This is a genomic window from Streptomyces sp. NPDC048481, assembly GCF_043200075.1.
Lineage (GTDB): Bacteria > Actinomycetota > Actinomycetes > Streptomycetales > Streptomycetaceae > Streptomyces.
Genome location: NZ_JBICXC010000007.1, coordinates 245,533 through 269,970, shown reverse-complemented (window position 1 = coordinate 269,970; position 24,438 = coordinate 245,533). Strand labels below are relative to the sequence as shown.

The following is a 24,438-nucleotide window of genomic DNA, read 5'->3' as shown; positions in this document are numbered from 1 at the left end:
GACCATGTCGGGCGAAAGAGCGGGGTGAGGGTAATGGCGACCAAGGACACCGGCGGCGGCCAGCAGAAGGCGACGCACTCCACGGAGGAGGTCGAGGAGCAGGCGGTCGAGACGCAGGGCTCCGAGGACCTCAAGGAGCGCCAGGAGAAGCTGAGCGACGACGTCGACTCGGTTCTTGACGAAATTGACGATGTACTCGAGGAAAATGCCGAGGATTTCGTTCGAAGCTTCGTTCAGAAGGGCGGCGAGTAGCCTTCGAATCGAAGGCTACGGGGGTCTTCGGGTTGGCAAGCGAAGAGAGCGTGAAGCGTTGCTCGCGGTGCAAAGAGCTCAGGTCGCGGGCATCCTTCGCCAGTAACAAAGCAGCTCGGGACGGGTTGCAGGCCTATTGCCGTGAGTGCTGGGCCGCCAACCACCGGGTCCGGCAGGTGGCCAAGGGAAAGAACGTGCGGCCGCGCGTGGCTACGCCCGAGGGGCACAAGTTCTGCCGCACCTGCGAGGAGGTCAAGCCGCACAGTGAGTGGCACCGGAACGCCACGGCGTCCGACGGCCTTGCGACCTGCTGCAAGGCCTGCAAGGCCGTCAAGGGGCGGCGTGGGCATCTGAAGCGGAACTACGGCCTCACGGAAGCCGAGCGTGACGCCATGGTCGCCGCTCAGAAGGGGCTCTGCGTGATCTGCCTGAAAGCCCCGGCCGTCCATGTGGATCACTGCCACGAGACGGGTAGGGTCCGAGGCGTACTGTGCTTCAACTGCAATTCGGCCATCGGCAAGTTGGGAGACGACCCCGACGCTGTTCGTCGGGCAGCCGCCTACCTGGAGGGAACTTCGTGGAAGCCAACACTCGTAGCACCGGGCGTCTACCAGCTGCCTTCCTGACGCCTGGGTCCTCGTCCTTCATGGACTTCCTCTCCGAGCACCAGCCGGAGATGCTGCCCGGCAAGCGGCAGCTGCCCCCGACGCAGGGTGTCATCGAGGCTCCGCACGGGACGACGATCGTGGCCGTCACGTTCCCCGGGGGCGTGGTGCTCGCCGGTGACCGCCGGGCCACGATGGGCAACGTCATCGCGCAGCGGGACATCGAGAAGGTGTTCCCGGCCGACGAGTACTCGGCCGTGGGCATCGCCGGCACGGCGGGTCTGGCCGTGGAGATGGTGAAGCTGTTCCAGCTGGAGCTGGAGCACTTCGAGAAGGTCGAGGGGGCGCAGCTCTCGCTGGAGGGCAAGGCGAACCGGCTGTCGACCATGATCCGGTCAAATCTGGGCATGGCGATGCAAGGTCTGGCGGTGGTGCCGTTGTTCGCCGGTTTCGACGTGGACCGGGACCGGGGCCGGATCTTCTCGTACGACGTGACGGGCGGCCGGTCGGAGGAGCATCACTTCGCGGCGACGGGTTCGGGTTCGGTGTTCGCGCGGGGGGCGATGAAGAAGCTCTACCGTGACGATCTGTCGGAGGAGCAGGCCACGACGTTGGTGGTGCAGGCTCTGTACGACGCGGCGGACGACGATTCGGCGACGGGTGGTCCGGATGTGGCGCGTCGGATCTTCCCGATCGTCACCGTGATCACCGAGGACGGTTTCCGTCGGCTGACCGACGAGGAGTCGTCGGCGATCGCCCGTTCCATCATCGAGCGTCGTCTGGAGCAGCCGGACGGCCCGCGTGCCGCTCTGCTGTAGGCGGCGGGCTCGTTCTTGTCCCAGGTGATCCAGTGACTTCGACAGAAAGGGACGGTTAACCGGTGTCGACGCCGTTCTATGTCTCTCCCCAGCAGGCGATGGCGGATCGCGCGGAGTACGCGCGCAAGGGCATTGCCCGTGGCCGCAGCCTGGTCGTGCTGCAGTATGCCGACGGCATCGTGTTCGTCGGTGAGAATCCGTCCCGTGCCCTGCACAAGTTCAGTGAGATCTATGACCGGATCGGTTTCGCGGCCGCCGGGAAGTACAACGAGTACGAGAATCTGCGGATCGGTGGTGTGCGGTATGCCGATCTGCGGGGTTACACCTATGACCGTGACGATGTGACGGCGCGTGGTCTGGCGAACGTGTATGCGCAGACGCTGGGCACGATCTTCTCTTCGGCGGGTGAGAAGCCGTACGAGGTGGAGCTGGTCGTCGCGGAGGTGGGTGAGACCGCGGACGGTGATCAGATCTATCGGTTGCCGCATGACGGGTCGATCGTGGATGAGCACGGTTCGGTCGCGGTGGGCGGTAATGCGGAGCAGATCAGCAGTTTCCTGGATCAGCGTCATCAGGACGGGATGAGTCTGGCGGAGGCGTTGAAGCTGGCCGTCCAGGCGTTGTCGCGGGATACGAACGGGACGCAGCGGGAGATTCCGGCGGAGCGGCTGGAGGTGGCGGTGCTGGACCGTACGCGTCCGCAGCAGCGGAAGTTCAAGCGGATCGTGGGCCGTCAGCTGGCGCGGTTGCTGGAGGCGGGCGGCGCGTCGACGGAGGCGGAGAGTTCGGACGACTCCGAGGACGTCGGTAAGGAGTAGTTCCGCGCTCTGGCGGGGTCGCTCCTCGTTGTTCGGGTGGTTCCCCTCTTGCACGCCCCGGCCGGTGTCCCCGGTCGGGGCGTGAGGTGCTTCAGGGGGTGCTGGGCGGGGCTGTGGAGGCGCGGACGACGAGGTGGACGGGGATGTCGGTGTCGTCGGGTGTGCGGCCTTCCAGGACGTCGAGGAGGGCTTGCATGCCGCGTTCGCCGAAGAGTTCGGCGTCGAGCCGGACGGTGGTGAGTTCGGGGTCGAGGGCGGTGGCGAGGGCGAGATCGTCGAGGCCGGTGACGGAGACGTCGTCGGGGATGCGCAGGCCGAGGCGGCGCAGGGCTTTGTAGGCGCCGGCGGCGAGTTTGTCGTCGTCGCAGACGACGGCGGTGGGGCGGGGGCCGGGTGCGGTGAGGGCGTTCTGGGCGGCGGTGCGGGCTTCGTCGATGGAGATGGGTGCGGGTGCGGTGCGCAGGGTGGTGCCGGGGGTGGCGGTGATGCGGGTGGTGAGGGCGTGGGCGCGGACGTCGAAGGTCCAGGAGGGGACGTCCGCGGCGAGGTGGAGGAAGTGGCGGTGGCCGAGGGTGAGGAGGTGGTCGGCGAGTTGGCGGGCGCCGTCGGCGATGTCGAGGTTGACGGTGGCGGCGCCGAGGCTTCCTGCGGGGTCGCTGTCGAGCATGACGAGGGGGAGCTGGTCGCCGCGGATGGCGGTGAGGGCGTCGGCGGCCATGGAGGAGGCGAGGATGCCGTCGAGGGCGGCCTGGGCGGAGGCGAAGGGGTCGCGGGCGGGGCCGATGCCTTCGGGGGAGGGGTAGAGGACGACGCCGAAGCCGTGTGCGGCGGCGACGCGTGCGGCTCCGGTGTAGACGCCGGCGAAGAACTCGGTGGTGAGGGCGGGGACGACGAGGAGGACGGTGCGGGTGCGGCCGAGGCGGAGGTTGCGGGCGGCGAGGTTGGGGCGGTAGCCGAGTTCGCGGGCGGCGTCGCGTACGCGTTGGGCGGTGGTCTCGGAGACGCGGCCGCGCCATTTGTCGCCGAGGACGAGGGAGACGGCGGCCTGGGAGACGCCCGCGGCCTGGGCGACGTCGCGGCTCGTGGGGCGGGTGCTACCTCGTGCCACGGTGGGCCTGCTCCTTCGTCTGGACTGGCGAACAGCGCACATGGTACGTATGACAAGAGGCGTTATACGTAAAACTTCGGGGTGGCTCACTGCCTCGGGCGAGGTGAGGGGGGCGGGCCATGGCCGCGGGGTACGGGGAGATCCTCAGGACGAGGCATGCGGCCCGGTTGCTGGCGGGCACGCTGGTGGGCCGGTTGCCGAACGCGACGGCCGCGATCGCGATCGTGCTGTTCGTGCGGGCGGAGGGCGGCACGTACAGCCTGGCGGGGGCGCTGGCGGCGGTGTACGGCGTGGCGAACGCCGTGGGCCAGCCGTTGCTGGGGCGGCTGGTCGACGTGTACGGGCAGCCGCGGGTGCAGTTGCCGGCGGCGTCGGCCTCGGCGATGGCGATGGCGGTGTTCGCGTTCGCGGGCACCGGTTCGCCGCCGGTGGCGTACGGGGCGGTGGCCGCGGCGGGGCTGTTCACGCCGCCGCTGGAGGGCGGGCTGCGCGCGCTGTGGCCGGCGGTGCTGCGGCGCGAGGAGCAGGTGCACACGGCGTACGCGATGGACGCGGTGGCGCAGGAGGTGATGTTCACCGTCGGGCCGTTGCTGGTGACGGTGTGCGTGTCGGTGTGGTCGGCCCAGGTCGCGCTGCTGGTGCTGAACGGGCTCGGGGTGCTGGGCGCGCTGTGGGTGGTCGTGTCGCCGCCCTCGCGCGCGTGGCGGTCGGCTCCGCGTGAGGCGCACTGGCTGGGCGCGTTGCGGTCGCCGGGTCTGCTGGCGCTGCTGGGGGCGTTCCTGTTCGTGGGGGTGGCGCTGGGGTCGATCACGGTGGCGTCGGTGCCGTACGCGGACGGTCACGGCGGGGACGCGGTGTACGGCTGGCTGATGGCGGCGCTGGGGCTGGGTGCTCTGGTGGGCGGTGTGGGGTACGGGGCGCGGCGGTGGGCGGGGGCGCCGGAGCGGCGGCTGGTGGGTCTGGTGGCGGCTCTGGCTGTGTGCTATCTGCCGTTGATGCTGATGCCGGGTGCGGTGGCGATGGTGGCGCTGACGGCGTTGGCGGGGGTGTTCCTGGCTCCCGCGATCGCGTGCGCGTTCGTGATCGTGGACCGGCACGCGCCGCGCGGGACGGTGACGGAGGCGTTCTCGTGGCTGGTGACGACGTTCACGGTGGGCGCGTCGGTGGGGACGGGTCTGGCGGGTCCGGTCGTGGAGGCCGGGGGTGCGTTGTGGGGGTTCGCGGTGCCGGGTGCGGCGGGGGCCGTGTCGTTGGTGGTTTTGCTGGCCACGGGGCGGGTAATGGGAGTTCCGGCCGGGAGCGGGGTGGTTGCGGCTTCATCGGAAAATGATCCGAACCGTGCTGCCGAACCCCGTTTCAGTTCAGGGGATCGGGCGTAATGTTCACTCATGGACCGCCGCATTTTCGGGCTGGAGAACGAGTACGGCGTCACATGTACGTTCAGGGGACAGCGTCGGCTGTCTCCCGACGAGGTGGCGCGGTACCTCTTCCGCCGTGTCGTGTCATGGGGCCGAAGCAGCAATGTCTTTCTGCGGAACGGCGCCCGCCTCTATCTCGACGTGGGTTCGCATCCGGAATACGCGACACCGGAATGTGACAACGTGACCGAACTGGTCACCCACGACAAGGCCGGCGAGCGCATTCTCGAGGGACTCCTGGTGGACGCGGAGCGACGCCTGCACGAGGAAGGAATCGCGGGCGACGTCTACCTCTTCAAGAACAACACGGACTCGGCGGGCAACTCCTATGGTTGCCACGAGAACTATCTGGTGGCGCGGCACGGGGAGTTCTCCCGGCTCGCGGACATCCTGATCCCGTTCCTGGTGACCCGGCAGTTGCTGTGCGGGGCGGGCAAGGTGCTGCAGACGCCCCGTGGGGCGGTGTACTGCGTCAGCCAGCGGGCCGAGCACATCTGGGAGGGCGTGTCCTCGGCGACGACGCGCTCGCGGCCCATCATCAACACGCGGGACGAGCCGCACGCGGACGCGGAGCGGTATCGCCGTCTGCACGTCATCGTCGGCGACTCGAACATGTCCGAGACGACGATGCTGCTGAAGGTCGGCGCGACGGATCTGGTGCTGCGCATGATCGAGGCGGGCACGGTGATGCGGGATCTGACGCTGGAGAACCCGATCCGGGCGATCCGCGAGGTCAGTCACGACATCACGGGCCGGCGCAAGGTGCGGCTGGCGAGCGGGCGTGAGGCCTCGGCGCTGGAGGTGCAGCGGGAGTACTACGAGAAGGCCGTGGACTTCGTCGAGCGCCGGGGGATCCGCACCGGCACGGTCGACCAGGTGCTGGAGCTGTGGGGCCGCACGCTGGACGCGATCGAGGCGGAGGATCTCGACCGGATCGGCACCGAGATCGACTGGGTGATGAAGTACCAGCTCATCGAGCGGTACCGGGCCAAGCACAACATGACGATGTCGCATCCGCGGGTGGCGCAGATAGACCTCGCCTACCACGACATCCATCGTCGTCGTGGTCTGTACTACCTGCTGGAGCGCAAGGGGCAGGCGGCGCGGATCTGCAACGACCTGAAGATCTTCGAGGGCAAGTCGGTGCCGCCGCAGACGACTCGGGCGCGGTTGCGCGGTGACTTCATCCGGCGTGCGCAGGAGCAGCGCCGGGACTTCACGGTGGACTGGGTGCATCTGAAGCTGAACGACCAGGCGCAGCGCACGGTGCTGTGCAAGGACCCGTTCCGTTCGGTGGACGACCGGGTGGAGAAGCTGATCGCCGGCATGTGAGCGGGGGTTGCGCACGCGTGCTCCGCGCGGGTGCGGAACGCAACACGGGCACCGTACGTTTCCCGTACGGTGCCCGTTCCACGTCGTAGAGTTGCGCGCACTCCATCCGAAGATCGACCGATTACGAGGCTTTCATCGTGCGCCGACGCTCCCTCATCCTCGCCGCCGTTCCCGCGGGACTGGTCACGCTGTCCGCGTGCGGTGACGACAAGTCCGATTCGAGCAAGGCGAGCGACAAGGCGTCGCCCTCGGCCTCGGGGCCGTCGGCGCCGCCTCCGCCGAAGATCGTGGACGGTCCGCTGCCGGCGATCACGGCGGGGGTGAAGTTCGGTGAGAAGCCGACGGTGGCGAAGGGTCCGGGCAAGCCGTCGGACCAGCTGGCGGTCAGGACGGCGATCGCGGGCAGCGGGAAGACGGTCGCGGAGAACGACTACATCCAGGCCGACTACCTGGCGCAGGTGTGGGACACGGCGCGGGTCCTCACCAACACCTACGACCACAAGGTGCCGCTGCTGACCCAGCTCGCGCAGGGCAGCACCCTGGAGGGGTGGCGTTATGCGCTGACGGGGAAGAAGGTGGGCAGCCGGGTGGAGTTCGCGGTGCCGCCGGCCTGGGCGTTCGGCAAGCAGGGCAACCCGCAGGTGGGGGTGAAGGGCACGGACACGCTGGTGTTCGTGTTCGACATCAAGGACTCGTTCAACGCGAAGAGTTCGGCCAAGGGCAAGGACGTGCCGCAGGACACGGCCGGTGTGCCGAAGGTGGGCACGAACACTGACGGCAAGGCGCCCTCGATCGACGTCCCGAAGACGAAGGCGCCGGCGAAGCTGGTGTCGGAGTACGTGATCGAGGGGGACGGGCCGGTGGTCGCGGCGGCCGACACGGTGCTGGTGCAGTACAAGGGCGTCATCTGGGACACGGGCAAGGAGTTCGACTCGACGTACGGCCGTGGTGCGCTGACATCGTTCTCGTTGCAGCAGGTGGTCAAGGGCTGGGCGCAGGGACTGACCGGCAAGAAGGTGGGCAGCCGGGTGCTCGTCGTGGTGCCGCCGTCGCTGGGTTACGGCGAGAAGCCGCCGAGCGGCAGCGGGATCGAGAAGGACTCCACGATGGTGTTCTCGGTGGACCTCCTCGCGAAGATGTGAGGTCGCCGAAGGTGTAAGACTGTCCGTGTTGTTGCCTTTACGTGAGACGTGCAGGAGCCAGTGACGTGAGCATTGACAAGCCCGAGATCGACTTTCCCGGTGGCGAGCCCCCGGCGGACCTGGAGATCAAGGACATCTGGGAGGGCGACGGCGAGGTTGCGCAGGCCGGTCAGAACGTCACCGTCCACTACGTGGGTGTCGCGTTCAGCACCGGTGAGGAGTTCGACGCCAGCTGGAACCGTGGGACGCCGTTCCGCTTCCCGCTGGGCGGCGGCCGCGTCATCAAGGGCTGGGACCAGGGCGTGCAGGGCATGAAGGTCGGCGGGCGCCGCCAGCTGACCATCCCGGCCCACCTCGCCTACGGCGACCAGAGCCCGACGCCGGCGATCAAGCCCGGCGAGACGCTGATCTTCGTCGTGGACCTGCTCGGCGTCTGACCGGTGCACATGCGGTCCGCGCCGATCGCGGCGTGACCGGTGCCGATCATCCGGGGCCCATGCCTGCCCGGGCATGGGCCCTCGGCTTTTGTCCGGGCACCGCGGGGCGGTACGGTCTCGATCGTAAGCACCATAGGGGAGGCGAAGGGCGTCGATGGCCATTGCCAAGGCCGAGCGGCTGATGAACCTGGCGCTGTGTCTGCTCGGGACGCGCCGGCCGCTCAGCAAGCGTGAGCTGCGCGACTCCATCGAGGCGTACGTCGAGACGTTCCGCGCGGGCGCCGGGGGTGCGGGCTCGGACGACTCCTTCAACCGGATGTTCGAGCGCGACAAGGACGATCTGCGCGAGCTGGGCCTGGTCATCGAGACCGTGGAGAGCCTGGACGGCGAGATCGGCTATCTCGCGCGCCGTGACAGCAACCGGCTGCCGCCCATCACCCTCGACGCCGAGGAGGCCGCGGCCCTCGGGCTGGCGGCCAAGGTGTGGCAGCAGGCGCGGCTGGCGGGCGCGGCCAGCGGTGCGCTGCAGAAGCTGCGGGCGGCGGGGCTGCCCGAGGACGTGGACCCCTACGAGGCGCATGGCGCGCTGGAGCCGAGGATCCCCGTGCACGAGGCGGCCTTCGAGCCGTTGATGCTGGCCTGCCGGGACCGTCGGCCGGTGGTGTTCGACTACCGCAAGGCCACCGCCGCGCGCCCGGAGCCGCGTCATGTCGAGCCGTGGGCGCTGGAGTGCTGGCGCGGCCACTGGTATCTGGCCGGTTTCGACCGTGACCGGGGCGCCGAGCGGGTGTTCCGGCTGTCGCGGATCACCGGCCGGGTGCGCTCGCGGGGGGCCGCGTTCACCGCGCCGGTTCCCGACGTCGTCACCGTGCGGGAGACGGTCGCGAGCTGGGCGGGGGAGACCGCCGACCGCAGCGCGCTGATCCGGTTGCGGACGGGTTCCGGGTACCCCTTGCGGGCGAAGGCCACCGCGGTGCGGGAACTCGGGGACGGCTGGGACGAGTTGGAGATTCCGTACGGGCACGGCCTGGACGCCTGGCTGGTGGAGTTCGGGCCGGACGTGGTGGTTCTGGAGCCGGCCGAGCTGCGGGCGGACGTCGTGGACCGGCTGCGGGCCGTGGCGAAGGGCTGAGGGGGAGCGAGCAACACAGTGGCAGGCAAACCGGTCAGGCCGGCGAACGCGATCGACCAGACCCGGCGGATGCTCTCCCTGGTGACCTATCTCAGGGAGCGGCCCGGCGCGCGCATCGAGGACGTGGCGCGCGCCTTCGGCATCACCGAGGACGAGCTGGTGTCCGACCTCGACGTGCTGCCCATGTGCGGGACGAGTTTCCGCGGCGGCGATCTCCTCGACATCGACACCGACGGCGAACGGATCTGGTGGCACAATCCGGCGGCGCTGGGCGCGGACGCCGCCGAGCCGCTGCGGCTGGCCGCCGACGAGGCGACCGCGCTGCTGGTGGCGGCCCGTGCCGTGGCCACGCTGCCGGGGCTGCGCGAGGGCGACCGGCAGGCGCTGCTGCGGGCCACGGCGAAGGTGGAGGCCGCGGCCGGCGAGGCGGCGGGGGCGAGTGCCCGCCTGTCGGTGACGTTCGAGTCGGAGGGCGGGGTCTTCGCGGACGTCGACCGGGCGATCTCCGAGCGGCGCAGGCTGTGGATCCGCTACTACTCGCCCGCCCGCGACGAGCTGAGCGAGCGCGAGATCGACCCGATCCGGCTGGTCAGCGTCGGGCACACCTATGTGGAGGCCTGGTGCCGCCGCTCGGAGGCACGCCGTACGTTCCGGCTGGACCGGGTCGCCGAGATCAAGATCCTCGACGAGCCCTCGGCGCCGCCGGAGATCGAGATGCGGGACCTGTCGGAGGGGCTGGTGCAGCCGGCCGCGGAGGATCCCGAGGTCGTGGTCGAGGTGGGGCCGGGCGGCCGGTGGGTCGCCGAGTACTACCCGCACGACAGCGCCGATGAACTGCCCGAGGGCGGTCTGCGTATCGCCCTGCGTACGCCCGATCCGGCCTCGCTGAGACGGCTGGCCCTGCGGCTGGGCCGCGACGGCCGGATCGTGTCGCCGCCGGAGCTCGCGGACAGCGCCCGACGGGCCGCCCGCGAGGCGCTGACGGCGTACGACGGGATCGAGGCGGGCGGCGCGCGGGGCGAGCCGGTCGCGGTGCCCGGCGAGAGCCGGTCCGAGGAACGGGAGCAGGGGGAGTCGTGAGCGAGTCGACGGCGTCCGGTGCACGGGGCATCTCGGTGGCTTCGGCGTTCGCGGGGATGCGCAGCGCGGCCCCGGTGCGGTTCAGAGCCGGGTGCCCGGACTGCCGGGGGGCCTTCGAGCTCGCCGCGAGCGCCCTGCGGCTGGCGATCGGCGCCTCGAGCCGCACGACCTTCTACTCGTTCACCTGCCCGGACTGCGGGGCGGCGGTGCGCAAGCCGGCCGGCGAGCGGATCGTGGAGCTGCTGACCGGGGGCGGGGTCAGGACCCTGCGGCTGCATTCCCCGTAGGGGTCTAGGCTCGCCTCATGTTCTGGGCGATGTTCGCGGTTGCGCTGGGTTTTGCAGGTCTCGCCGTCCTGGCGGTGTTCGCCGCGCGGGTCTTCGTCGAGGCGCAGCGGCTGGGGCGGCAGGTCGCCGAGTCCGCGCGCCGTGTCGACCGGGCCGCTCAGGATCTGGAGCGGGCGGCGGTGAACGCGGCGCGGGCCGTGGACACCCTGTGAGGCCGCGGCGGCGGGATCTCGCGAGCAGGCGGGAGCGCGGGGACGTCCGGGCGGGCCCCGGGGTCCGCGCGTTTCGCACCGCTTCGCCCTCCCGCGCCGATGGCGGCGGCAGGTACGCTGCTGGTCGCGGCTCGGAGAACGAGGCCCGGACCGCAGACCGGGAGTACGCACGGGGATTGCCTCACGTTTACCCCTGAGCGTTACGATCGCTGTCAACACGATCGTTCGGACATGCGTCCGACCGGTCGGACGGCAAACCGCCCCCGCAGCCTCGGTGAGAAGGTAAAGACTTATGTTCGGAAGGCTCGGCGCCCCCGAGATCATTCTCATCCTCGTCGTCGTCATCCTGCTGTTCGGCGCGAAGAAGCTTCCCGACATGGCGCGCTCGCTGGGCAAGTCCGCTCGCATCCTCAAGAGCGAGGCCAAGGCGATGAAGGAGGACGGCGGCAGCACGACCACTCCCGCCGGCCCGCCCCACACCGACGAGCAGACCCCGGCGACGCGCACCATCCAGGCCGCTCCCGGCGACGTGACCAGCTCCCGCCCGGTCACCGAGCCGACGGACACGACCAAGCGCTGACGCAGGGCCGGTGACCTCCGGCCCGCCGCACGAGATGGGAACGTGGGTTGCTGAAGTCTGCCCGCAAAGAGGAGAAGGACCCCGAGGGGCGGATGCCCCTCGCGGATCACCTCCGTGAGCTTCGCAACCGGCTCGCGAAGGCCTTGCTGGCCATCGTCGTCGTCACGGCCGTGGCTGCCTTCTTCTACAAGAACATCATCGAGTTCTTCACGAACCCGATTCTCAGCGCGGTGGGGTGCGACTCGACCTTTTCCGAGCTGGCCACCCAGCGGAGCGGCACCTGCGCCCGCATCGTGCTCAACGGCCTGCTCACCCCCTTCACGCTGGCTCTCAAAGTCTCCCTGATGGCCGGTGTGATCTTCGCGTCGCCGGTCTGGCTCTACCAGCTGTGGGCGTTCGTCGCGCCCGGTCTGCACAAGCACGAGCGCAAGTACGCCTACGCGTTCGTCGGCACGGGCGTTCCGCTGTTCCTCGGCGGTGCGTTCTTCGCCTACAAGACGCTGCCGACCATGGCCAAGGTGCTGCTGCAGTTCTCGCCGGCGGACCTCGACAACCAGCTGCCACTGGACGATCTTCTCGACCTGATCGTCCGCATGGTGCTCGTCTTCGGCCTCTCGTTCGAATTGCCGCTGCTGCTGGTGATGCTCAACCTCACCGGGGTGCTGACCGGCAAGCGCATGTTCGGCTGGTGGCGCGGGATGATCATCGGCATCACGGTGTTCGCCGCGGTGGCCACGCCCAGCACCGACCCGCTGACCATGCTGGCGCTCGCCGGTCCGATCTGGGTGCTGTACTTCTGCGCGACCGCCTTCTCACTGCTGAACGACCGTCGCAAGCAGCGCCGCGCCGCCCTCGGACCCGCCGACGACGAGGCGTCCGAGCTGGACCTCACCCCGGAGGACATCGGCGAGGTCGAGACGGTGGCCGCCTCGCGGGCGCTGCCTGAGCAGTCGAGCACGGACCGGGTCAACGGTTATGACGACGTGACCTGACAGACGTCGCCGAACTCGTAGGGTCGTCCTCGTGACCTGCGAGATCACCCTCTTCGTCAATCCCGCCGCGGGCCGCGGCCGGGGCGCCCGGGCGGCGCTGCCGGCCGCTTCCGCGCTGCGGGCGGCCGGCTACCGTGTGCGCACGGTGGTCGGGGAGGACGCGGCGGACGCCCTGGCCCGGGCGCGCGCGGCCGTCGCGGACGGCACCGGGGCCCTGATCGCCGTCGGCGGGGACGGGCTGGCCCACCTCGCGCTCCAGGCCGTGGCCGGCACCGACACCCCCCTCGGGCTGGTCGCCGTCGGCACCGGCAACGACTTCGCCCGCGCCCTCGGCCTGCCCGTGCGCGACCCGGCGGCCGCCGCCCACCTGATCGCCGACGCCCTGAAGGCGTCCCGGATCCGCGAGGTCGACCTCGGCCGGGTGGGCGAGCGCTGGTTCGGCACCGTCCTCGCCTCCGGCTTCGACTCCCGCGTCAACGACCGCGGCAACCGCATGCGGTGGCCCGCCGGACGCGCCCGGTACGACCTCGCGATGCTCGCCGAACTGGCCGCCTTCCGCCCGTTCGCGTACCGGATCACGCTCGACGACGGCGCGGTGCGGGAGGTCGAGGCGACCCTCGTCGCCGTGGGCAACGGCCCCTCCTACGGCGGCGGCATGCGGATCTGCCCCGGCGCCGACCTCGCCGACGGCCTGTTCGACGTCACCGTCGTCGGGGACTGCGGCCGGGGCACCCTGCTGCGGGTCTTCCCGCAGGTCTACCGGGGCACCCACGTCGACCACCCCCGGGTCACCGTGCACCGGGCCGCCCGGGTCGAGATCGCCGCCGCGGGCGTCTCCGGGTACGCGGACGGCGAGCGCCTGGCGGCCCTGCCGCTCACCGCACGCTGCGTGCCCGGCGCGGTGCGCGTCGTCGGACCCTGAGCCGGGACGGGCCGGCGAGCTCCGCAGCCGGGCCGGCGTGCCCCGGTGAGCTGGGCGTACCCAGGTTCGGAAGCACCTGATCCGGATAATGATCGTCCTGTTGTCAGTGCGGCCCGGTACGCTCGAAAGCACGATGACAGAGGATCTCTCACCGGCCGAGCGGTACGCGGCAGCACGTAAGCGCGCTGTCGAGCAGGCCACCGCGCTCGCGTCCTTCCGCGAGATGTACGACTTCGGTCTCGACCCCTTCCAGATCGAGGCCTGCCAGGCGCTGGAGGCGGGCAAGGGCGTCCTGGTGGCCGCCCCCACCGGCTCGGGCAAGACGATCGTGGGCGAGTTCGCCGTCCATCTCGCCCTCCAGCAGGGCAAGAAGTGCTTCTACACGACGCCCATCAAGGCGCTGTCGAACCAGAAGTACTCCGATCTGTGCCGCCGCTACGGCAGCGACAAGGTGGGTCTGCTCACCGGCGACAACAGCGTCAACTCCGAGGCGCCGGTGGTCGTGATGACCACCGAGGTGCTGCGGAACATGCTGTACGCCGGTTCGCAGACGCTGCTCGGCCTCGGCCACGTCGTGATGGACGAGGTGCACTACCTCTCCGACCGCTTCCGCGGCGCCGTGTGGGAAGAGGTGATCATCCACCTGCCCGAGTCGGTCACCCTCGTGTCGCTGTCCGCGACCGTGTCCAACGCCGAGGAGTTCGGCGACTGGCTGGACACCGTGCGCGGCGACACCGAGGTGATCGTCTCCGAGCACCGGCCCGTGCCGCTGTTCCAGCACGTGCTCGCCGGGCGGCGGATGTACGACCTGTTCGAGGAGGGCGAGGGCCACCGCAGGGCCGTCAACCCCGACCTCACGCGCCTGGCCCGCATGGAGGCCTCCAGGCCCTCCTACCAGGACCGCCGGCGGGGGCGCAGTCTGCGCGAGGCCGACCGCGAGCGCGAACGCAGACAGCGTTCGCGGGTGTGGACGCCGGGTCGGCCCGAGGTCATCGAGCGGCTCGACGCCGAAGGGCTGCTGCCCGCCATCACGTTCATCTTCAGCCGCGCCGCCTGCGAGGCCGCCGTCCAGCAGTGCCTGTACGCCGGGCTGCGGCTCAACGACGAGGAGGCGCGGGCCGAGGTCCGCGCGCTCGTCGAGGAGCGCACGGCGGCCATCCCGCGCGAGGACCTGCACGTCCTCGGCTACTACGAGTGGCTGGAGGGCCTGGAGCGCGGCATCGCCGCCCACCACGCGGGCATGCTGCCGACGTTCAAGGAGGTCGTCGAGGAGCTGTTCGTGCGCGGGCTGGTCAAGGCCGTCTTCGCGACCGAGACGCTCGCCCTCGGCATCAACATGCCGGCCCGGTCGGTGGTGCTGGAGAAGCTCGTCAAGTGGAACGGCGAACAGCACGCCGACATCACCCCCGGCGAGTACACCCAGCTCACCGGGCGCGCGGGCCGACGCGGCATCGACGTCGAGGGGCACGCCGTCGTGCTGTGGCAGCGCGCCATGAACCCCGACCACCTCGCCGGACTCGCGGGCACCCGCACCTACCCGCTGCGCTCCAGCTTCAAGCCGTCGTACAACATGGCGGTCAACCTCGTCCAGCAGTTCGGGCGGCACCGCTCGCGCGAGCTGCTGGAGACGTCGTTCGCCCAGTTCCAGGCCGACCGGTCGGTGGTCGGGATCTCCCGCCAGGTGCAGCGCAACGAGGAGGGCCTGGAGGGTTACAAGTCCTCCATGACCTGCCATCTCGGCGACTTCGAGGAGTACGCGCGGCTGCGCCGTGACCTGAAGGACCGCGAGACGGAACTGGCCAAGCAGGGGGCGGCCCAGCGGCGCGCGGAGGCCGCCGTGGCGCTGGAGAAGCTCAAGCCGGGCGACGTCATCCACGTGCCCACCGGCAAGTACGCGGGCCTCGCGCTGGTCCTCGACCCGGGCCTGCCCGCCGGCCGGGCCAACGGGCACCGCGGCTTCGACCACCACGACGGGCCGCGCCCGCTGGTGCTGACCGCGGAACGGCAGGTCAAGCGGCTGGCGTCGATCGACTTCCCGGTGCCGGTCGAGGCGCTGGAGCGGATGCGGATCCCCAAGACGTTCAACGCGCGCTCGCCGCAGTCCCGCCGCGACCTCGCCTCGGCGCTGCGCACCAAGGCCGGGCACATTCCGCCGGAGCGGGCCCGCAAGCAGCGCTCCCAGGCCGCGGACGACCGGGAGATCGCCCGGCTGCGCACCGAGATCCGGGCGCATCCGTGTCACGGCTGCTCGGAGCGCGAGGACCACGCCCGCTGGGCCGAGCGCTATCACCGGCTGCTGCGCGACACCTCGCAGCTGGAGCGGCGCATCGAGGGCCGCACCAACACCATCGCCCGCACCTTCGACCGGATCGTGGCGCTGCTGACCGAGCTGGACTACCTGCGCGGCAACGAGGTCACCGAGCACGGCAAGCGGCTCGCCCGTCTCTACGGCGAACTCGACCTGCTCGCCAGCGAATGCCTGCGCGCGGGCGTCTGGGAGGGCCTCAACCCGGCCGAACTCGCCGCCTGTGTCTCGGCGTTGGTGTACGAGTCCCGGATGAGCGACGACGCGATGGCGCCGAAGCTGCCCTCGGGCAAGGCGAAGGCCGCGCTCGGCGAGATGGTCCGGATCTGGGGCCGGCTGGACGCGCTGGAGGAGGACTTCCGCATCAGGCAGACCGAGGGCGTCGGACAGCGCGAACCCGACCTGGGCTTCGCCTGGTCCGCGTACATGTGGGCCTCGGGCAAGGGACTGGACGAGGTGCTGCGCGAGGCGGAGATGCCGGCCGGCGACTTCGTGCGCTGGTGCAAGCAGGTCATCGACGTCCTCGGGCAGATCGCGGCGGCGGCCCCGGCCGAGAGCACCACGGTCGCGAGAAACGCGCGCAAGGCGGTCGACGCGCTGCTCCGGGGCGTCGTCGCCTACTCGTCGGTGGGCTGAGCGCAGACGCACGGCGAGGACGGGCGGCGGGGAGGGCGGCGGGGATGCGTCGCGCAGCACGGCTGCGCCGACGACTTCCCCGCCGAGGGGGCGCACCCCCGTCGCTCGCAGGGGGCGCGCTCGAGATACGGCGCTGCCGCCGGGGAGTTGCCCACCACTCGCGGTCCTGTCGCGCCACCGCCACCGCCACCACCGATACCCGGGCCGCCGCCGAGCGTGCGGTCGTGCGCCCGCCCCTTGGCCGAGTGCCGTGCCGAGCGGGCGGCCGTGCGTCAGAACTCCCAGCCGCTCGGTGTCACTACGGGCCGGGCGAGGAGGAACTGCCCGTCGTACCGCCGGAGTCGGGGGTCACGTCGAGGGTTGCGTCCTCGGTCGCTCGCCCGTGCGGGTGAAATTCCCCGCCGATGGCGTGAAGCCCGCCGCCGCCGGTTCCGCGAGGCGTGCCGCGACGACCGCGAGCCGCTGTGCGGTGGTTCCCGCGCGTGCGACGGCCTTGACCTGCTGCCCGAAGCGAGCAACGAACGCTGCGCCGGGTTCCACGCCATCCGTGCCGAACTCGACCAAGAGCACGGCCAGTTGGTCCGGGTCCCGGCGTATGCCGCCGCCGGCGCCGTCCTGCGTGCCGTCCGCCTCCGGGTGGTCCGGCCACGGCGGGTGATCGTCGGCCCGTGGTCTCCTCATCCGTCCCGGTGAATTGCTTCGCACGCCCGTACGGCGTCACTCGTCGCGTTCGAATAATTGCGGAGCGTGCAAACGAGCGAGGTTACTCCACGTACGGAAGCGGTTTCAGGCAGTTGCCGAATATGACACGGCGATGATCCTGTCGGACTAAGCTCGCCCGCGGCGCACCGAGTTGAGGCGTATTCGTGCGCTTGTTCCCCAATATCCCGAAGATGCCGACAGATCCCTACAGAGGGTGCCCACATGGTGAGTGTTCAGTCCCCACCCGGTCGCCGAGAACTTCCCTACGCGCGCGTGCTGTTGCTGCCGGCGATACTGATGGCCGCGGCGACCGGAGCCGCCGTCGCCCTGGTGGCGACGCATGCCCGGCTCGCCGTCGGCGTCTGTGGAGCCGTCGCGACGCTCCTGGTGATCGCGGTGGGAGCCGAGTCGGTGCGCCGCGGCCGGCGCCTGAGGGAACTGCGCGCGCAGACCGACCAGCGCATCGCGCACCTGGAACGGCGCGTCGCCGACCACGCGGAGGAGAACCGCCGCCTCGCCACGGAGCACGTGCCGAGCGCCGTGGCCTGGCTGCGCGCCGGGAACTCCCCCAGGGAGGTGATGCGCGACCTGAGTCAGAGCGACCCGGCCTTCCGCGCACTCGACGACGCGCAGCGCGCCGTGGTCCGCACGATCCTCGACATCGTCGACCACGAGGAGTCCCTGCGCGACTCCGCCCAGCGCTCCTTCGTCAGCATCGCCCGCCGCGTCCAGGCCATCGTCCACCAGCAGGCGGCGGAACTGCGGGAGATGGAGGAGGACCACGGACGCAACCCCGAGGTCTTCGACGACCTGCTGCGCATCGACCACGGCACCGCGCTGATCGGCCGGCTCGCCGACTCCATCGGCGTCCTCGGCGGCGGCCGCCCCAGCCGCAACTGGCCGCAGCCCGTCCCGCTGTACAGCGTGCTGCGCGGCGCCATGTCCCGGATCCTGGAGTACCGGCGCATCCAGCTGGACTCCATCGCCAAGGTCAACATCCGCGGTCTGTCCGTCGAGCCGCTCATCCACGCGCTCGCCGAGCTCCTCGACAACGCCACCCGCTACTCGCCGCCGAACAGCAAGGTGCACGTCAACGCCGTCGAGGTGCAGACGGGCATCGCCGTCGAGATCGAGGACGCCGGCGTCAGCCTCAGCGAGGAGGCCCGCGCCAAGGCCGAGCGCATGCTGGAGCAGGCCATGGCGGGCGTCGACATCCAGGACGTCGGCGGCACCCCGCGCCTGGGCCTCGCGGTCGTCGGACGACTGTGCACGTCGTTCAACCTCCAGGTCTCCCTGCGGACCTCGGCCTACGGCGGCGTCCGTGCCGTCCTCATCGTGCCGAGCGAGATGCAGACCTCCGACCCCGCCCCCGGCTTCGCGCACGGCATCGGCGCCACCGCCGTCCCGCAGATCGACCTGAGCCAGATCGGCGAGGGCCCCAAGCGCCCGCCGAAGAAGCGCCGCCCCACCAACGCGCGCATCCCCGCCGGAGTGTCCCTGACCGACGACGAGGTGCCCGAGGTCACCGAGTGGACCGAGCAGGGCCTGCCGCAGCGCCGCAGCAAGACCACCATCTCCATCGCCCAGCGCTACCGGGAGGCGTACGCCGCCCAGGACGCCGCACGCGAGGGCAAGCCCGACCCGTTCGCGCGGCCCGAGCCGGAGCCGCAGCCCGAGGAGAAGCGGCGCGAGCCGGGGCTGGCCTTCGAGGCCTTCTGGGAGGGCCTCGTGAAGGCGGCCCCGCCCGGAGCGCACCCCACCGACTTCACCCGCAATCCCACCGCATACCTGCACCTGCTCGAAGACAAGGCCGAGACCGAGGCCGACGATGAAGGGGACCTCACGTGATCCAGCAGCGGCAAAACTTCGACTGGCTGCTCAAGGAGCTCTATGACGGGGTTCCCGGCATCGAGATGATCGTCGTGCTCTCGGCCGACGGACTGCGCATCGCCCGCTACGCGGGCGACCCCGACGCCGCCGACCGCGTCGCCGCCGCCTGCGCCGGCCTTCAGAGCCTGGCCGCCGCCGTGGGCCAGGAGATCCACTCCAGCAGCGGCGAGATGGACATGGTCGTCATCGACCTCAGCGGCGGCTACTTCTACATGATGTCGGCCGGCGCCAACGCCTACCTCGCCGTCCTCGCCGACGTGCGCTGCGAGGCCGGCCGGATGAGCGGCATGATGCGCGACCTCGTCGTCCGCATCGGCGCCCATCTGACCAGCCCGCCCCGCCGCAACGGGCACAGCGTATGACCCCTCCGCAACGCCGCCGGCGACAACCCCTGCCCCGGTCGTCCCCGCCGCCCCCACCGGCCCCGCAGCCCGCGCCGCCCTCGGCCGACGGCCAGGACGGCGGCGAGGGGGAGGGCAAGAACCCCGAGCGGCTGTACATCATCACGGGCGCGGACGGCGAGCGCGCGCCCGTCGACCTCGTCACCCTGATCGTGGCGCGCGCCGAGGCGCCCTCGTCGGCGCCGCCGGAACAGTCGGCGGTGCTGCGGATGTGCGCCGCCCCGCTGTCCGTGGCCGAGATCTCGGCCTACCTGCGCCTGCCGTTCAGCGTGGTGACGGTCCTGCTCACCGAGATGCTGGCGGCCGAACTCGTCCAGGCGCGGGCCCCCATCGTCCGGCAGCAGCTCCCCGACCGTTCCCTCCTCGAAGCGGTGATGCATGGACTTCAACGGCTCTGACACGATTCCCGGCCCACGGACCGAGGACCATCTGCCGCACACCACGACGGCCGCGGCGAAGATCGTCATCGTGGGCGGCTTCGGCGTCGGCAAGACCACCATGGTCGGCTCCGTCAGCGAGATCAGGCCGCTGACCACCGAGGAGACCATGACCCAGGCGGGCATCGGGGTCGACGACGACTACGGCTCCGAGACCAAGACCGCCACCACCGTGGCCATGGACTTCGGCCGCATCCGCATCACGGAGCAGGTCGTCCTCTACCTCTTCGGCACGCCCGGCCAGGAACGCTTCTGGTTCCTGTGGAACGGGCTGTTCGAGGGCGCGCTCGGCGCGGTCGTCCTCGTCGACACCCGCCGCATCGAGGTCAGCTTCGAGGTGATGGGCCGGCTGGAGGAGGGCGGGGTGCCGTTCGTCGTCGCCGTCAACACCTTCCCCGACGGGCCCCGTTACCCCATCGAGGACCTGCGGGCCGCCCTCGACCTGCCGCCCGAGATCCCCATCGTGGAGTGCGACGTCCGCCGGCGCGCCTCCAGCCGGGACGTCCTGATGACCCTCATGCGCTTCCTGCACTCCCTGGCACTCAGCCGCAGCCTCACCTGACCGCACGGCCCCACCGACCACCGGCACCGGATCCGGCACCACACCGGGTCCGGCACAGTTTCGGAGCGACCCCCTGTGACTCCCGAACACCCCGTCCCCACCGGCCCGCACGACCTCGCCCTGGACCCGCCGTCCGGCTGCCCCGCCCACAACCGGGGCCCCGGCGGACTGGCCCGCCTCTACGGCCCCGGCGCGGAGGACCTCAACGAACTCTACGAGCGGCTGCGCGAGGAGTACGGCCCCGTGGCGCCGGTCCTGCTCCACGACGACCTGCCGATGTGGATGGTCCTCGGCCACGCCGAGAACCTGCGCATGGCACGCACGCCCTCGCTCTTCACCAAGGACAGCCGCATCTGGTCGCAACTGCTCCAGGGCAGGGTCCGGCCCGACCACCCGCTCATGCCGCACATCGCCTGGCAGCCCATCTGCGCGCACGCCGAGGGCGAGGAGCACAAGCGGCTGCGGGGCGCGGTCACGGCGGCCATGGCGACCATCGACGACCGCAGTGTGCGCCGCTACATCAACCGCTCCACCCAGCGCCTGGTCAACCGCTTCTGCGAGCTGGGCCGCGCCGACCTGGTCCGCGACTTCGCCGAGCACCTGCCGATGGCCGTGATGTGCCACATCCTCGGCATGCCGGACGAGTACAACGACACGATGGTGCACTCCGCCCGCGACGCACTCAAGGGCAGCGAGACGGCCGTCGCCAGCCACGAGTACGTCGTCGAGGCGCTGGCCAGGCTGACCGCCCGCCGCCGCGCCGAGCCGGAGGACGACTTCACCAGCCACCTCATCACCCACCCGGCAGGGCTCACCGACGACGAGGTCAGGGAGCATCTGCGCCTGGTCCTGTTCGCCGCCTACGAGAACACGGTCAACCTGCTCTCGAACGTCCTGCGCATGGTCCTCACCGACCCGCGCTTCCTCGCAAGGCTCAACGGCGGGCAGATGACGGTGGCCGAGGCGGTCGAGCAGTCCCTGTGGGACGAGCCCCCGTTCAGCACCATCTTCGGCTACTTCGCCAAGCAGGACACGGAGTTGGGCGGCCAGCGCATCCGCCGGGGCGACGGCCTCTTCTTCGCGCCCGCGCCCGGCAACGTCGACCCCCGGGTGCGTCCCGACCTGTCCGCGCACATGCAGGGCAACCGCTCCCATCTCGCCTTCGGCAGCGGGCCGCACGAGTGCCCCGGCCAGGACATCGGCCGCGCGATCGCCGACGTCGGCGTCGACGCGCTGCTGATGCGGCTCCCCGACGTCCAACTCGACTGTGCCGAGGACGAGTTGCGGTGGACGATGTCGATCGCGTCGCGGCACCTGGTCGCGCTGCCGGTGCGCTTCGAGCCCAGGGACCAGCAGGACGTCAAGCACAAGCCGAGCCACGCCCCGATCCCGCCGCAGCGCCTGACGCCTCCGGTGCCCGCGCCCCTGCGGTCCGCACCGGCCGCCGCCGAGCCGCCGGCCGCTTCGACGCCCGCGCCCGTCCACGCGCCGGTCCCGACGGCGCCGGCGTCCGCACCCATGCCCGGCGCCGCGCCCGCGTCACCGTCCGGACCGCAGGCCCCGCACCCCGCGGGGCCGGTCCGCCGGCCGAACGCCTGGCGGCGCTTCCTGGCCTGGTGGCGCGGTTACTGAGCCGCTCCCGGCCGCGGCGCGTCCGGCGGCGGGCCCGCGGCCCAACGGTCGTACGCGGTCCAGGCCTCCAGGGCGCGCCCGCTGCGCAGCAGGTGCCGCCTGCCCGTGACCGGATCGGTGAACTCCAGCTCCCGCGCCAGCAGTTGCAGCGGCCGCCGGAAGTCGCCGGCCGGTCCGGGACCGGCCACCTCGGGGTACAGCGGATCGCCGAGGATCGGCACGCCGAGCGCGTTCATGTGGACGCGCAGCTGATGGGTCTGGCCGGTGGCGGGCAGCAGCCGGTACCGGCCGAGCCCGCGGGCCCCTTGCTCCACCAGCTCGACGCGGCTCACCGCGTTGGGCTCGCCCGCCACCTCGTAGGCGGCCAGGACGCCCCGCTCCTTGACGATCCGGCTGCGCACCGTCCGGGGCAGGGCGAGCGCGGGATCGTACGGCGCGATCGCCTCGTACACCTTGCGCACCCGGCGGTCGCGGAACAGCGTCTGGTACGCGCCGCGGTCCTCGGGACGCACGACGAACAGCACCAGACCGGCGGTGAGCCGGTCGAGCCGGTGCGCCGCGCCCAGCGCGGGCAGGCCCAGTTCGCGCCGCAGACGGGCCAGCGCGGTCTCGACGACATGGCTGCCGCGCGGGGTGGTCGCCAGGAAGTGCGGCTTGTCGGCGACGACCAGGTGCTCGTCGCGGTACACGATCTCCAGCGGGAACGGCACGGGCGTCTCGGGCGGCAGCTCGCGGTGGTACCAGACGAACGTCCCCGGTGTGTACGCCGTGTCCGCCGTGACGGCCCGTCCGCCGGCGTCGACGACCTGCCCGGCCTCCAGCATCGCGTCCACGACCGGGGCGCGCGCCGCGCCGAGCCGCTCGACCAGGTGCTCGCGCACGGTGGCCCAGGAGCCCTCGCCCGGCAGCCGGACCCGCACCGGGTCGACGCCGTCGCGTTGCGGCAGGGGAGGGGGCGGGGGCGGCGTACGGCGTCTCATCGGGGTCCAGCGTACGGCGGGGGAAAATCCGTTGACTCCTCGTGAGCCGTCGGCAGGATGCGGGTCATGCCCTACACAGTCGGCCCCGTCCTTCCCGCCGGAACCCTCTCGAGCGTGCCGCAGCCCGTGGTCCCCACCGGCGACGGCCTCCTCCTGCGCCCCTGGCGGCTCGACGACGCCCCCGCCGTCCACGACGCCTTCCAGGACCCGGCGATGCACCAGTGGCACATCCGGGCCGCCGACTCCGTGGAGGAGGTGGCCGGCTGGATCAGGCAGTGGTGCGCGGCCTGGGAGGAGGAGCGCAGCGTCCAGTGGGCCGTCGTCGACGCCGACGCCGACGCGCTGCTGGGCCGGGTGGCGCTGCGCAGCATCCTGCTCGACGAGGGCGTCGCGGAGGTCGCGTACTGGACCACGAGAGCGGCGCGCGGCCGGGGGGTCGCTGCGCGGGCCACGGTCGCCCTGGCGCGCTGGGCCCTCGACGAGGTCGGCTTCCACCGGCTCGAACTGCACCACGCCACCGCCAACGAGGCTTCCTGCCGGGTCGCCGGGAAGGCCGGCTTCACGTTCGAGGGCACCCGGCGCAGCGCCTGCCTCCATCCGGACGGCTGGCACGATATGCACGTCCACGCGCGCGTGCAGGGCGACTGAGCGGGGGCGACCCGGCGGGCCGGCCGAGGGGCCGTGCGACGGGCGCCTCGGACATGGGGGGACCAGGGCCGGCGTCGACGTACCGTGCGGTGGCCGGGTCGGTCGTGGGCACGTCGCGCGCCGACGGGTTCGCAGGGCGCGGCGGGTTCGGCGGGCGGCCCGCCGCTCCAGGTGCGGGCCGCCGTCCGCCGGGGTCACGCGGTCGGCGTCGCGCCCTGCTGCTCCTGCTCCTGCTCCACGCGGGCGTTCCACTCCCGCTTGGAGGCCTGCCAGCCGTCCTCGTCGTGGCCGAGCCGCCAGTAGCCGGAGATCGACAGGTCCTCGCGGGGGACCTCCCGCTCGACGCGCAGCAGCTTGCGCAGCTCCTTCACGCAGGCCGCCTCGCCGTGCACGAACGCGTGCAGGCGGCCCTCCGGGAAGCGCAGCGCCCGCACGGCCTCGACGAGCCGTTCGCCGACCGGCCGCCCGCCGCGGTGCAGCCAGACGACCTCCACGTCGGACTCGATCTTCTGCTCCTCCTCCGGGCCCGCCACCTCGATGAAGGCGTGGGCGAGGGCGCCGGCGGGGAGCGACTCCAGCGCGGCAGCGATGGCGGGCAGGGCGCTCTCGTCGCCGGCCAGCAGATGCCAATCGGCGGCCGCGTCGGGCGCGTAGGCGCCGCCGGGGCCCATGAAGCGGACCGTCTCGCCGGGCCGCACGCGCGTCGCCCACGGTCCGGCCAGGCCCTCGTCGCCGTGGATCACGAAGTCCAGGGTGAGTTCACGGTGTTCGGCGTCCCAGTGGCGCACGGTGTACGTCCGGGTCACGGGCCACTGCTCGCGGGGGAACTCGGCGCGGATCCGGTCCAGGTCGAACGGCTCCGGGTAGGTGACGCCCTCGGGGCCGAAGAGGAGCTTCACGTAGTGGTCGGTGCACGTGTCCGCGGCGAACCCGGCCAGGCCCTCGCCGCCGAGGACGACGCGCTGCATGTGCGGGGTGAGCCGTTCGGTGCGGACGACCTGCGCGGAGTGAGGCTTGCGCGGCTTCCGTGCCGGACGTTCTGCCATGACGGCCTCCCATGTCGATGTAGTTAGGTTAACCTAAGTTAGCATCGCTTTCGGGGCGCGCTCC

26 protein-coding genes are annotated in these 24,438 nt (G+C 71.4%); 22 read left to right on the top strand and 4 right to left on the bottom strand.

All coding sequences use genetic code 11. The features are described 5' to 3' along the window. Positions 1-33: 33 nt before the first annotated feature. The 4 genes from ACGFSH_RS22665 (at position 34) to prcA (ending at position 2,493) form a co-directional block, all read left to right on the top strand. Complete coding sequence (locus ACGFSH_RS22665) at positions 34-252, top strand: ubiquitin-like protein Pup (protein ID WP_256920687.1); 219 nt, start codon at positions 34-36, stop codon at positions 250-252. 176 nt (positions 253-428) lie between these two features. Continuing rightward, positions 429-878 carry an endonuclease VII domain-containing protein gene (locus ACGFSH_RS22660; protein ID WP_393351344.1) on the top strand — a complete coding sequence of 150 codons (450 nt, stop codon included), beginning with the start codon at positions 429-431 and terminating at the stop codon, positions 876-878. Then, the gene (prcB, locus tag ACGFSH_RS22655; RefSeq protein WP_393351341.1) at positions 830-1,675 is read left to right on the top strand and encodes a proteasome subunit beta; all 846 of its coding nucleotides are present in this window, start codon (positions 830-832) and stop codon (positions 1,673-1,675) included. The genes ACGFSH_RS22660 and prcB overlap by 49 nt, the downstream gene beginning before the upstream one ends. A gap of 62 nt (positions 1,676-1,737) precedes the next feature. Continuing rightward, the gene (prcA, locus tag ACGFSH_RS22650; protein WP_393351339.1) at positions 1,738-2,493 is read left to right on the top strand and encodes a proteasome subunit alpha; all 756 of its coding nucleotides are present in this window, start codon (positions 1,738-1,740) and stop codon (positions 2,491-2,493) included. A gap of 91 nt (positions 2,494-2,584) precedes the next feature. Here prcA and ACGFSH_RS22645 read toward each other — a convergent pair whose 3' ends face one another. Further along, positions 2,585-3,601, bottom strand: a complete 1,017-nt coding sequence (locus tag ACGFSH_RS22645) for a LacI family DNA-binding transcriptional regulator (RefSeq protein WP_393351337.1) — start codon at positions 3,599-3,601, stop codon at positions 2,585-2,587. A 119-nt stretch (positions 3,602-3,720) separates the two neighbouring features. Between ACGFSH_RS22645 and ACGFSH_RS22640 the strand changes: the two genes are divergently transcribed. The 12 genes from ACGFSH_RS22640 to ACGFSH_RS22585 all read left to right on the top strand — a co-directional run bounded on the left by ACGFSH_RS22640 (position 3,721) and on the right by ACGFSH_RS22585 (position 16,076). After that, positions 3,721-4,980, top strand: a complete 1,260-nt coding sequence (locus ACGFSH_RS22640; protein ID WP_393351334.1) for an MFS transporter — start codon at positions 3,721-3,723, stop codon at positions 4,978-4,980. Positions 4,981-4,989: 9 nt separating this feature from the next. Further along, entirely contained in the window at positions 4,990-6,351 is a 1,362-nt protein-coding gene (gene pafA / locus ACGFSH_RS22635) for a Pup--protein ligase (protein ID WP_069771814.1), read from the top strand. A gap of 137 nt (positions 6,352-6,488) precedes the next feature. Next, entirely contained in the window at positions 6,489-7,493 is a 1,005-nt protein-coding gene (locus tag ACGFSH_RS22630; protein ID WP_393351331.1) for an FKBP-type peptidyl-prolyl cis-trans isomerase, read from the top strand. A 65-nt stretch (positions 7,494-7,558) separates the two neighbouring features. Continuing rightward, entirely contained in the window at positions 7,559-7,930 is a 372-nt protein-coding gene (locus ACGFSH_RS22625; protein ID WP_329408164.1) for an FKBP-type peptidyl-prolyl cis-trans isomerase, read from the top strand. Between the two features lie 154 nt (positions 7,931-8,084). After that, positions 8,085-9,062, top strand: a complete 978-nt coding sequence (locus ACGFSH_RS22620; RefSeq protein WP_393351329.1) for a helix-turn-helix transcriptional regulator — start codon at positions 8,085-8,087, stop codon at positions 9,060-9,062. Positions 9,063-9,080: 18 nt separating this feature from the next. Then, positions 9,081-10,142 carry a WYL domain-containing protein gene (locus tag ACGFSH_RS22615; RefSeq protein WP_329408160.1) on the top strand — a complete coding sequence of 354 codons (1,062 nt, stop codon included), beginning with the start codon at positions 9,081-9,083 and terminating at the stop codon, positions 10,140-10,142. Then, on the top strand, positions 10,139-10,429 hold the full coding sequence (locus ACGFSH_RS22610; protein WP_393351327.1) for a hypothetical protein: 291 nt from the start codon (positions 10,139-10,141) through the stop codon (positions 10,427-10,429). The genes ACGFSH_RS22615 and ACGFSH_RS22610 overlap by 4 nt, the downstream gene beginning before the upstream one ends. Positions 10,430-10,446: 17 nt before the next feature. Next, positions 10,447-10,641, top strand: a complete 195-nt coding sequence (locus ACGFSH_RS22605) for a hypothetical protein (RefSeq protein WP_393351325.1) — start codon at positions 10,447-10,449, stop codon at positions 10,639-10,641. A gap of 292 nt (positions 10,642-10,933) precedes the next feature. Further along, positions 10,934-11,221 (top strand): Sec-independent protein translocase subunit TatA, encoded by a 288-nt coding sequence (gene tatA, locus ACGFSH_RS22600; protein ID WP_329408154.1) that lies wholly within the window; start codon positions 10,934-10,936, stop codon positions 11,219-11,221. Between the two features lie 47 nt (positions 11,222-11,268). Further along, the gene (gene tatC / locus ACGFSH_RS22595) at positions 11,269-12,213 is read left to right on the top strand and encodes a twin-arginine translocase subunit TatC (protein ID WP_393351323.1); all 945 of its coding nucleotides are present in this window, start codon (positions 11,269-11,271) and stop codon (positions 12,211-12,213) included. Between the two features lie 31 nt (positions 12,214-12,244). Beyond that, positions 12,245-13,135 carry a diacylglycerol kinase gene (locus ACGFSH_RS22590; RefSeq protein WP_393351321.1) on the top strand — a complete coding sequence of 297 codons (891 nt, stop codon included), beginning with the start codon at positions 12,245-12,247 and terminating at the stop codon, positions 13,133-13,135. A gap of 88 nt (positions 13,136-13,223) precedes the next feature. Next, a complete protein-coding gene (locus ACGFSH_RS22585) occupies positions 13,224-16,076 on the top strand; it encodes a DEAD/DEAH box helicase (protein ID WP_393351319.1) in 2,853 nt (950 codons plus the stop codon). Between the two features lie 348 nt (positions 16,077-16,424). Here the strand turns inward: ACGFSH_RS22585 and ACGFSH_RS22580 are convergent, their stop codons facing one another. Further along, entirely contained in the window at positions 16,425-16,646 is a 222-nt protein-coding gene (locus ACGFSH_RS22580; RefSeq protein ID WP_393351318.1) for a hypothetical protein, read from the bottom strand. Between the two features lie 405 nt (positions 16,647-17,051). On the opposite strand from ACGFSH_RS22580, the gene ACGFSH_RS22575 reads away from it, so the two are divergent. The 5 genes from ACGFSH_RS22575 (at position 17,052) to ACGFSH_RS22555 (ending at position 21,700) form a co-directional block, all read left to right on the top strand. Next, the gene (locus ACGFSH_RS22575) at positions 17,052-18,626 is read left to right on the top strand and encodes a sensor histidine kinase (RefSeq protein ID WP_393351316.1); all 1,575 of its coding nucleotides are present in this window, start codon (positions 17,052-17,054) and stop codon (positions 18,624-18,626) included. After that, entirely contained in the window at positions 18,623-19,030 is a 408-nt protein-coding gene (locus ACGFSH_RS22570; protein ID WP_393351314.1) for a roadblock/LC7 domain-containing protein, read from the top strand. Before ACGFSH_RS22575 ends, ACGFSH_RS22570 begins: the two co-directional genes overlap by 4 nt. After that, on the top strand, positions 19,027-19,467 hold the full coding sequence (locus ACGFSH_RS22565; protein ID WP_393351312.1) for a DUF742 domain-containing protein: 441 nt from the start codon (positions 19,027-19,029) through the stop codon (positions 19,465-19,467). Before ACGFSH_RS22570 ends, ACGFSH_RS22565 begins: the two co-directional genes overlap by 4 nt. Next, positions 19,448-20,068, top strand: a complete 621-nt coding sequence (locus tag ACGFSH_RS22560) for an ATP/GTP-binding protein (RefSeq protein WP_393351310.1) — start codon at positions 19,448-19,450, stop codon at positions 20,066-20,068. The genes ACGFSH_RS22565 and ACGFSH_RS22560 overlap by 20 nt, the downstream gene beginning before the upstream one ends. 75 nt (positions 20,069-20,143) lie before the next feature. Further along, on the top strand, positions 20,144-21,700 hold the full coding sequence (locus ACGFSH_RS22555) for a cytochrome P450 (protein WP_393351308.1): 1,557 nt from the start codon (positions 20,144-20,146) through the stop codon (positions 21,698-21,700). Here ACGFSH_RS22555 and ACGFSH_RS22550 read toward each other — a convergent pair. After that, positions 21,694-22,680 carry an RluA family pseudouridine synthase gene (locus tag ACGFSH_RS22550; protein WP_393351307.1) on the bottom strand — a complete coding sequence of 329 codons (987 nt, stop codon included), beginning with the start codon at positions 22,678-22,680 and terminating at the stop codon, positions 21,694-21,696. The two genes, ACGFSH_RS22555 and ACGFSH_RS22550, sit on opposite strands and share 7 nt — an antisense overlap. Before the next feature lie 66 nt (positions 22,681-22,746). On the opposite strand from ACGFSH_RS22550, the gene ACGFSH_RS22545 reads away from it, so the two are divergent. Next, a complete protein-coding gene (locus tag ACGFSH_RS22545) occupies positions 22,747-23,328 on the top strand; it encodes a GNAT family N-acetyltransferase (RefSeq protein ID WP_393351305.1) in 582 nt (193 codons plus the stop codon). 194 nt (positions 23,329-23,522) lie between these two features. On the opposite strand, the gene ACGFSH_RS22540 is transcribed toward ACGFSH_RS22545, so the two are convergent. Then, a complete protein-coding gene (locus ACGFSH_RS22540; protein WP_393351304.1) occupies positions 23,523-24,374 on the bottom strand; it encodes a siderophore-interacting protein in 852 nt (283 codons plus the stop codon). Positions 24,375-24,438: the final 64 nt, after the last annotated feature.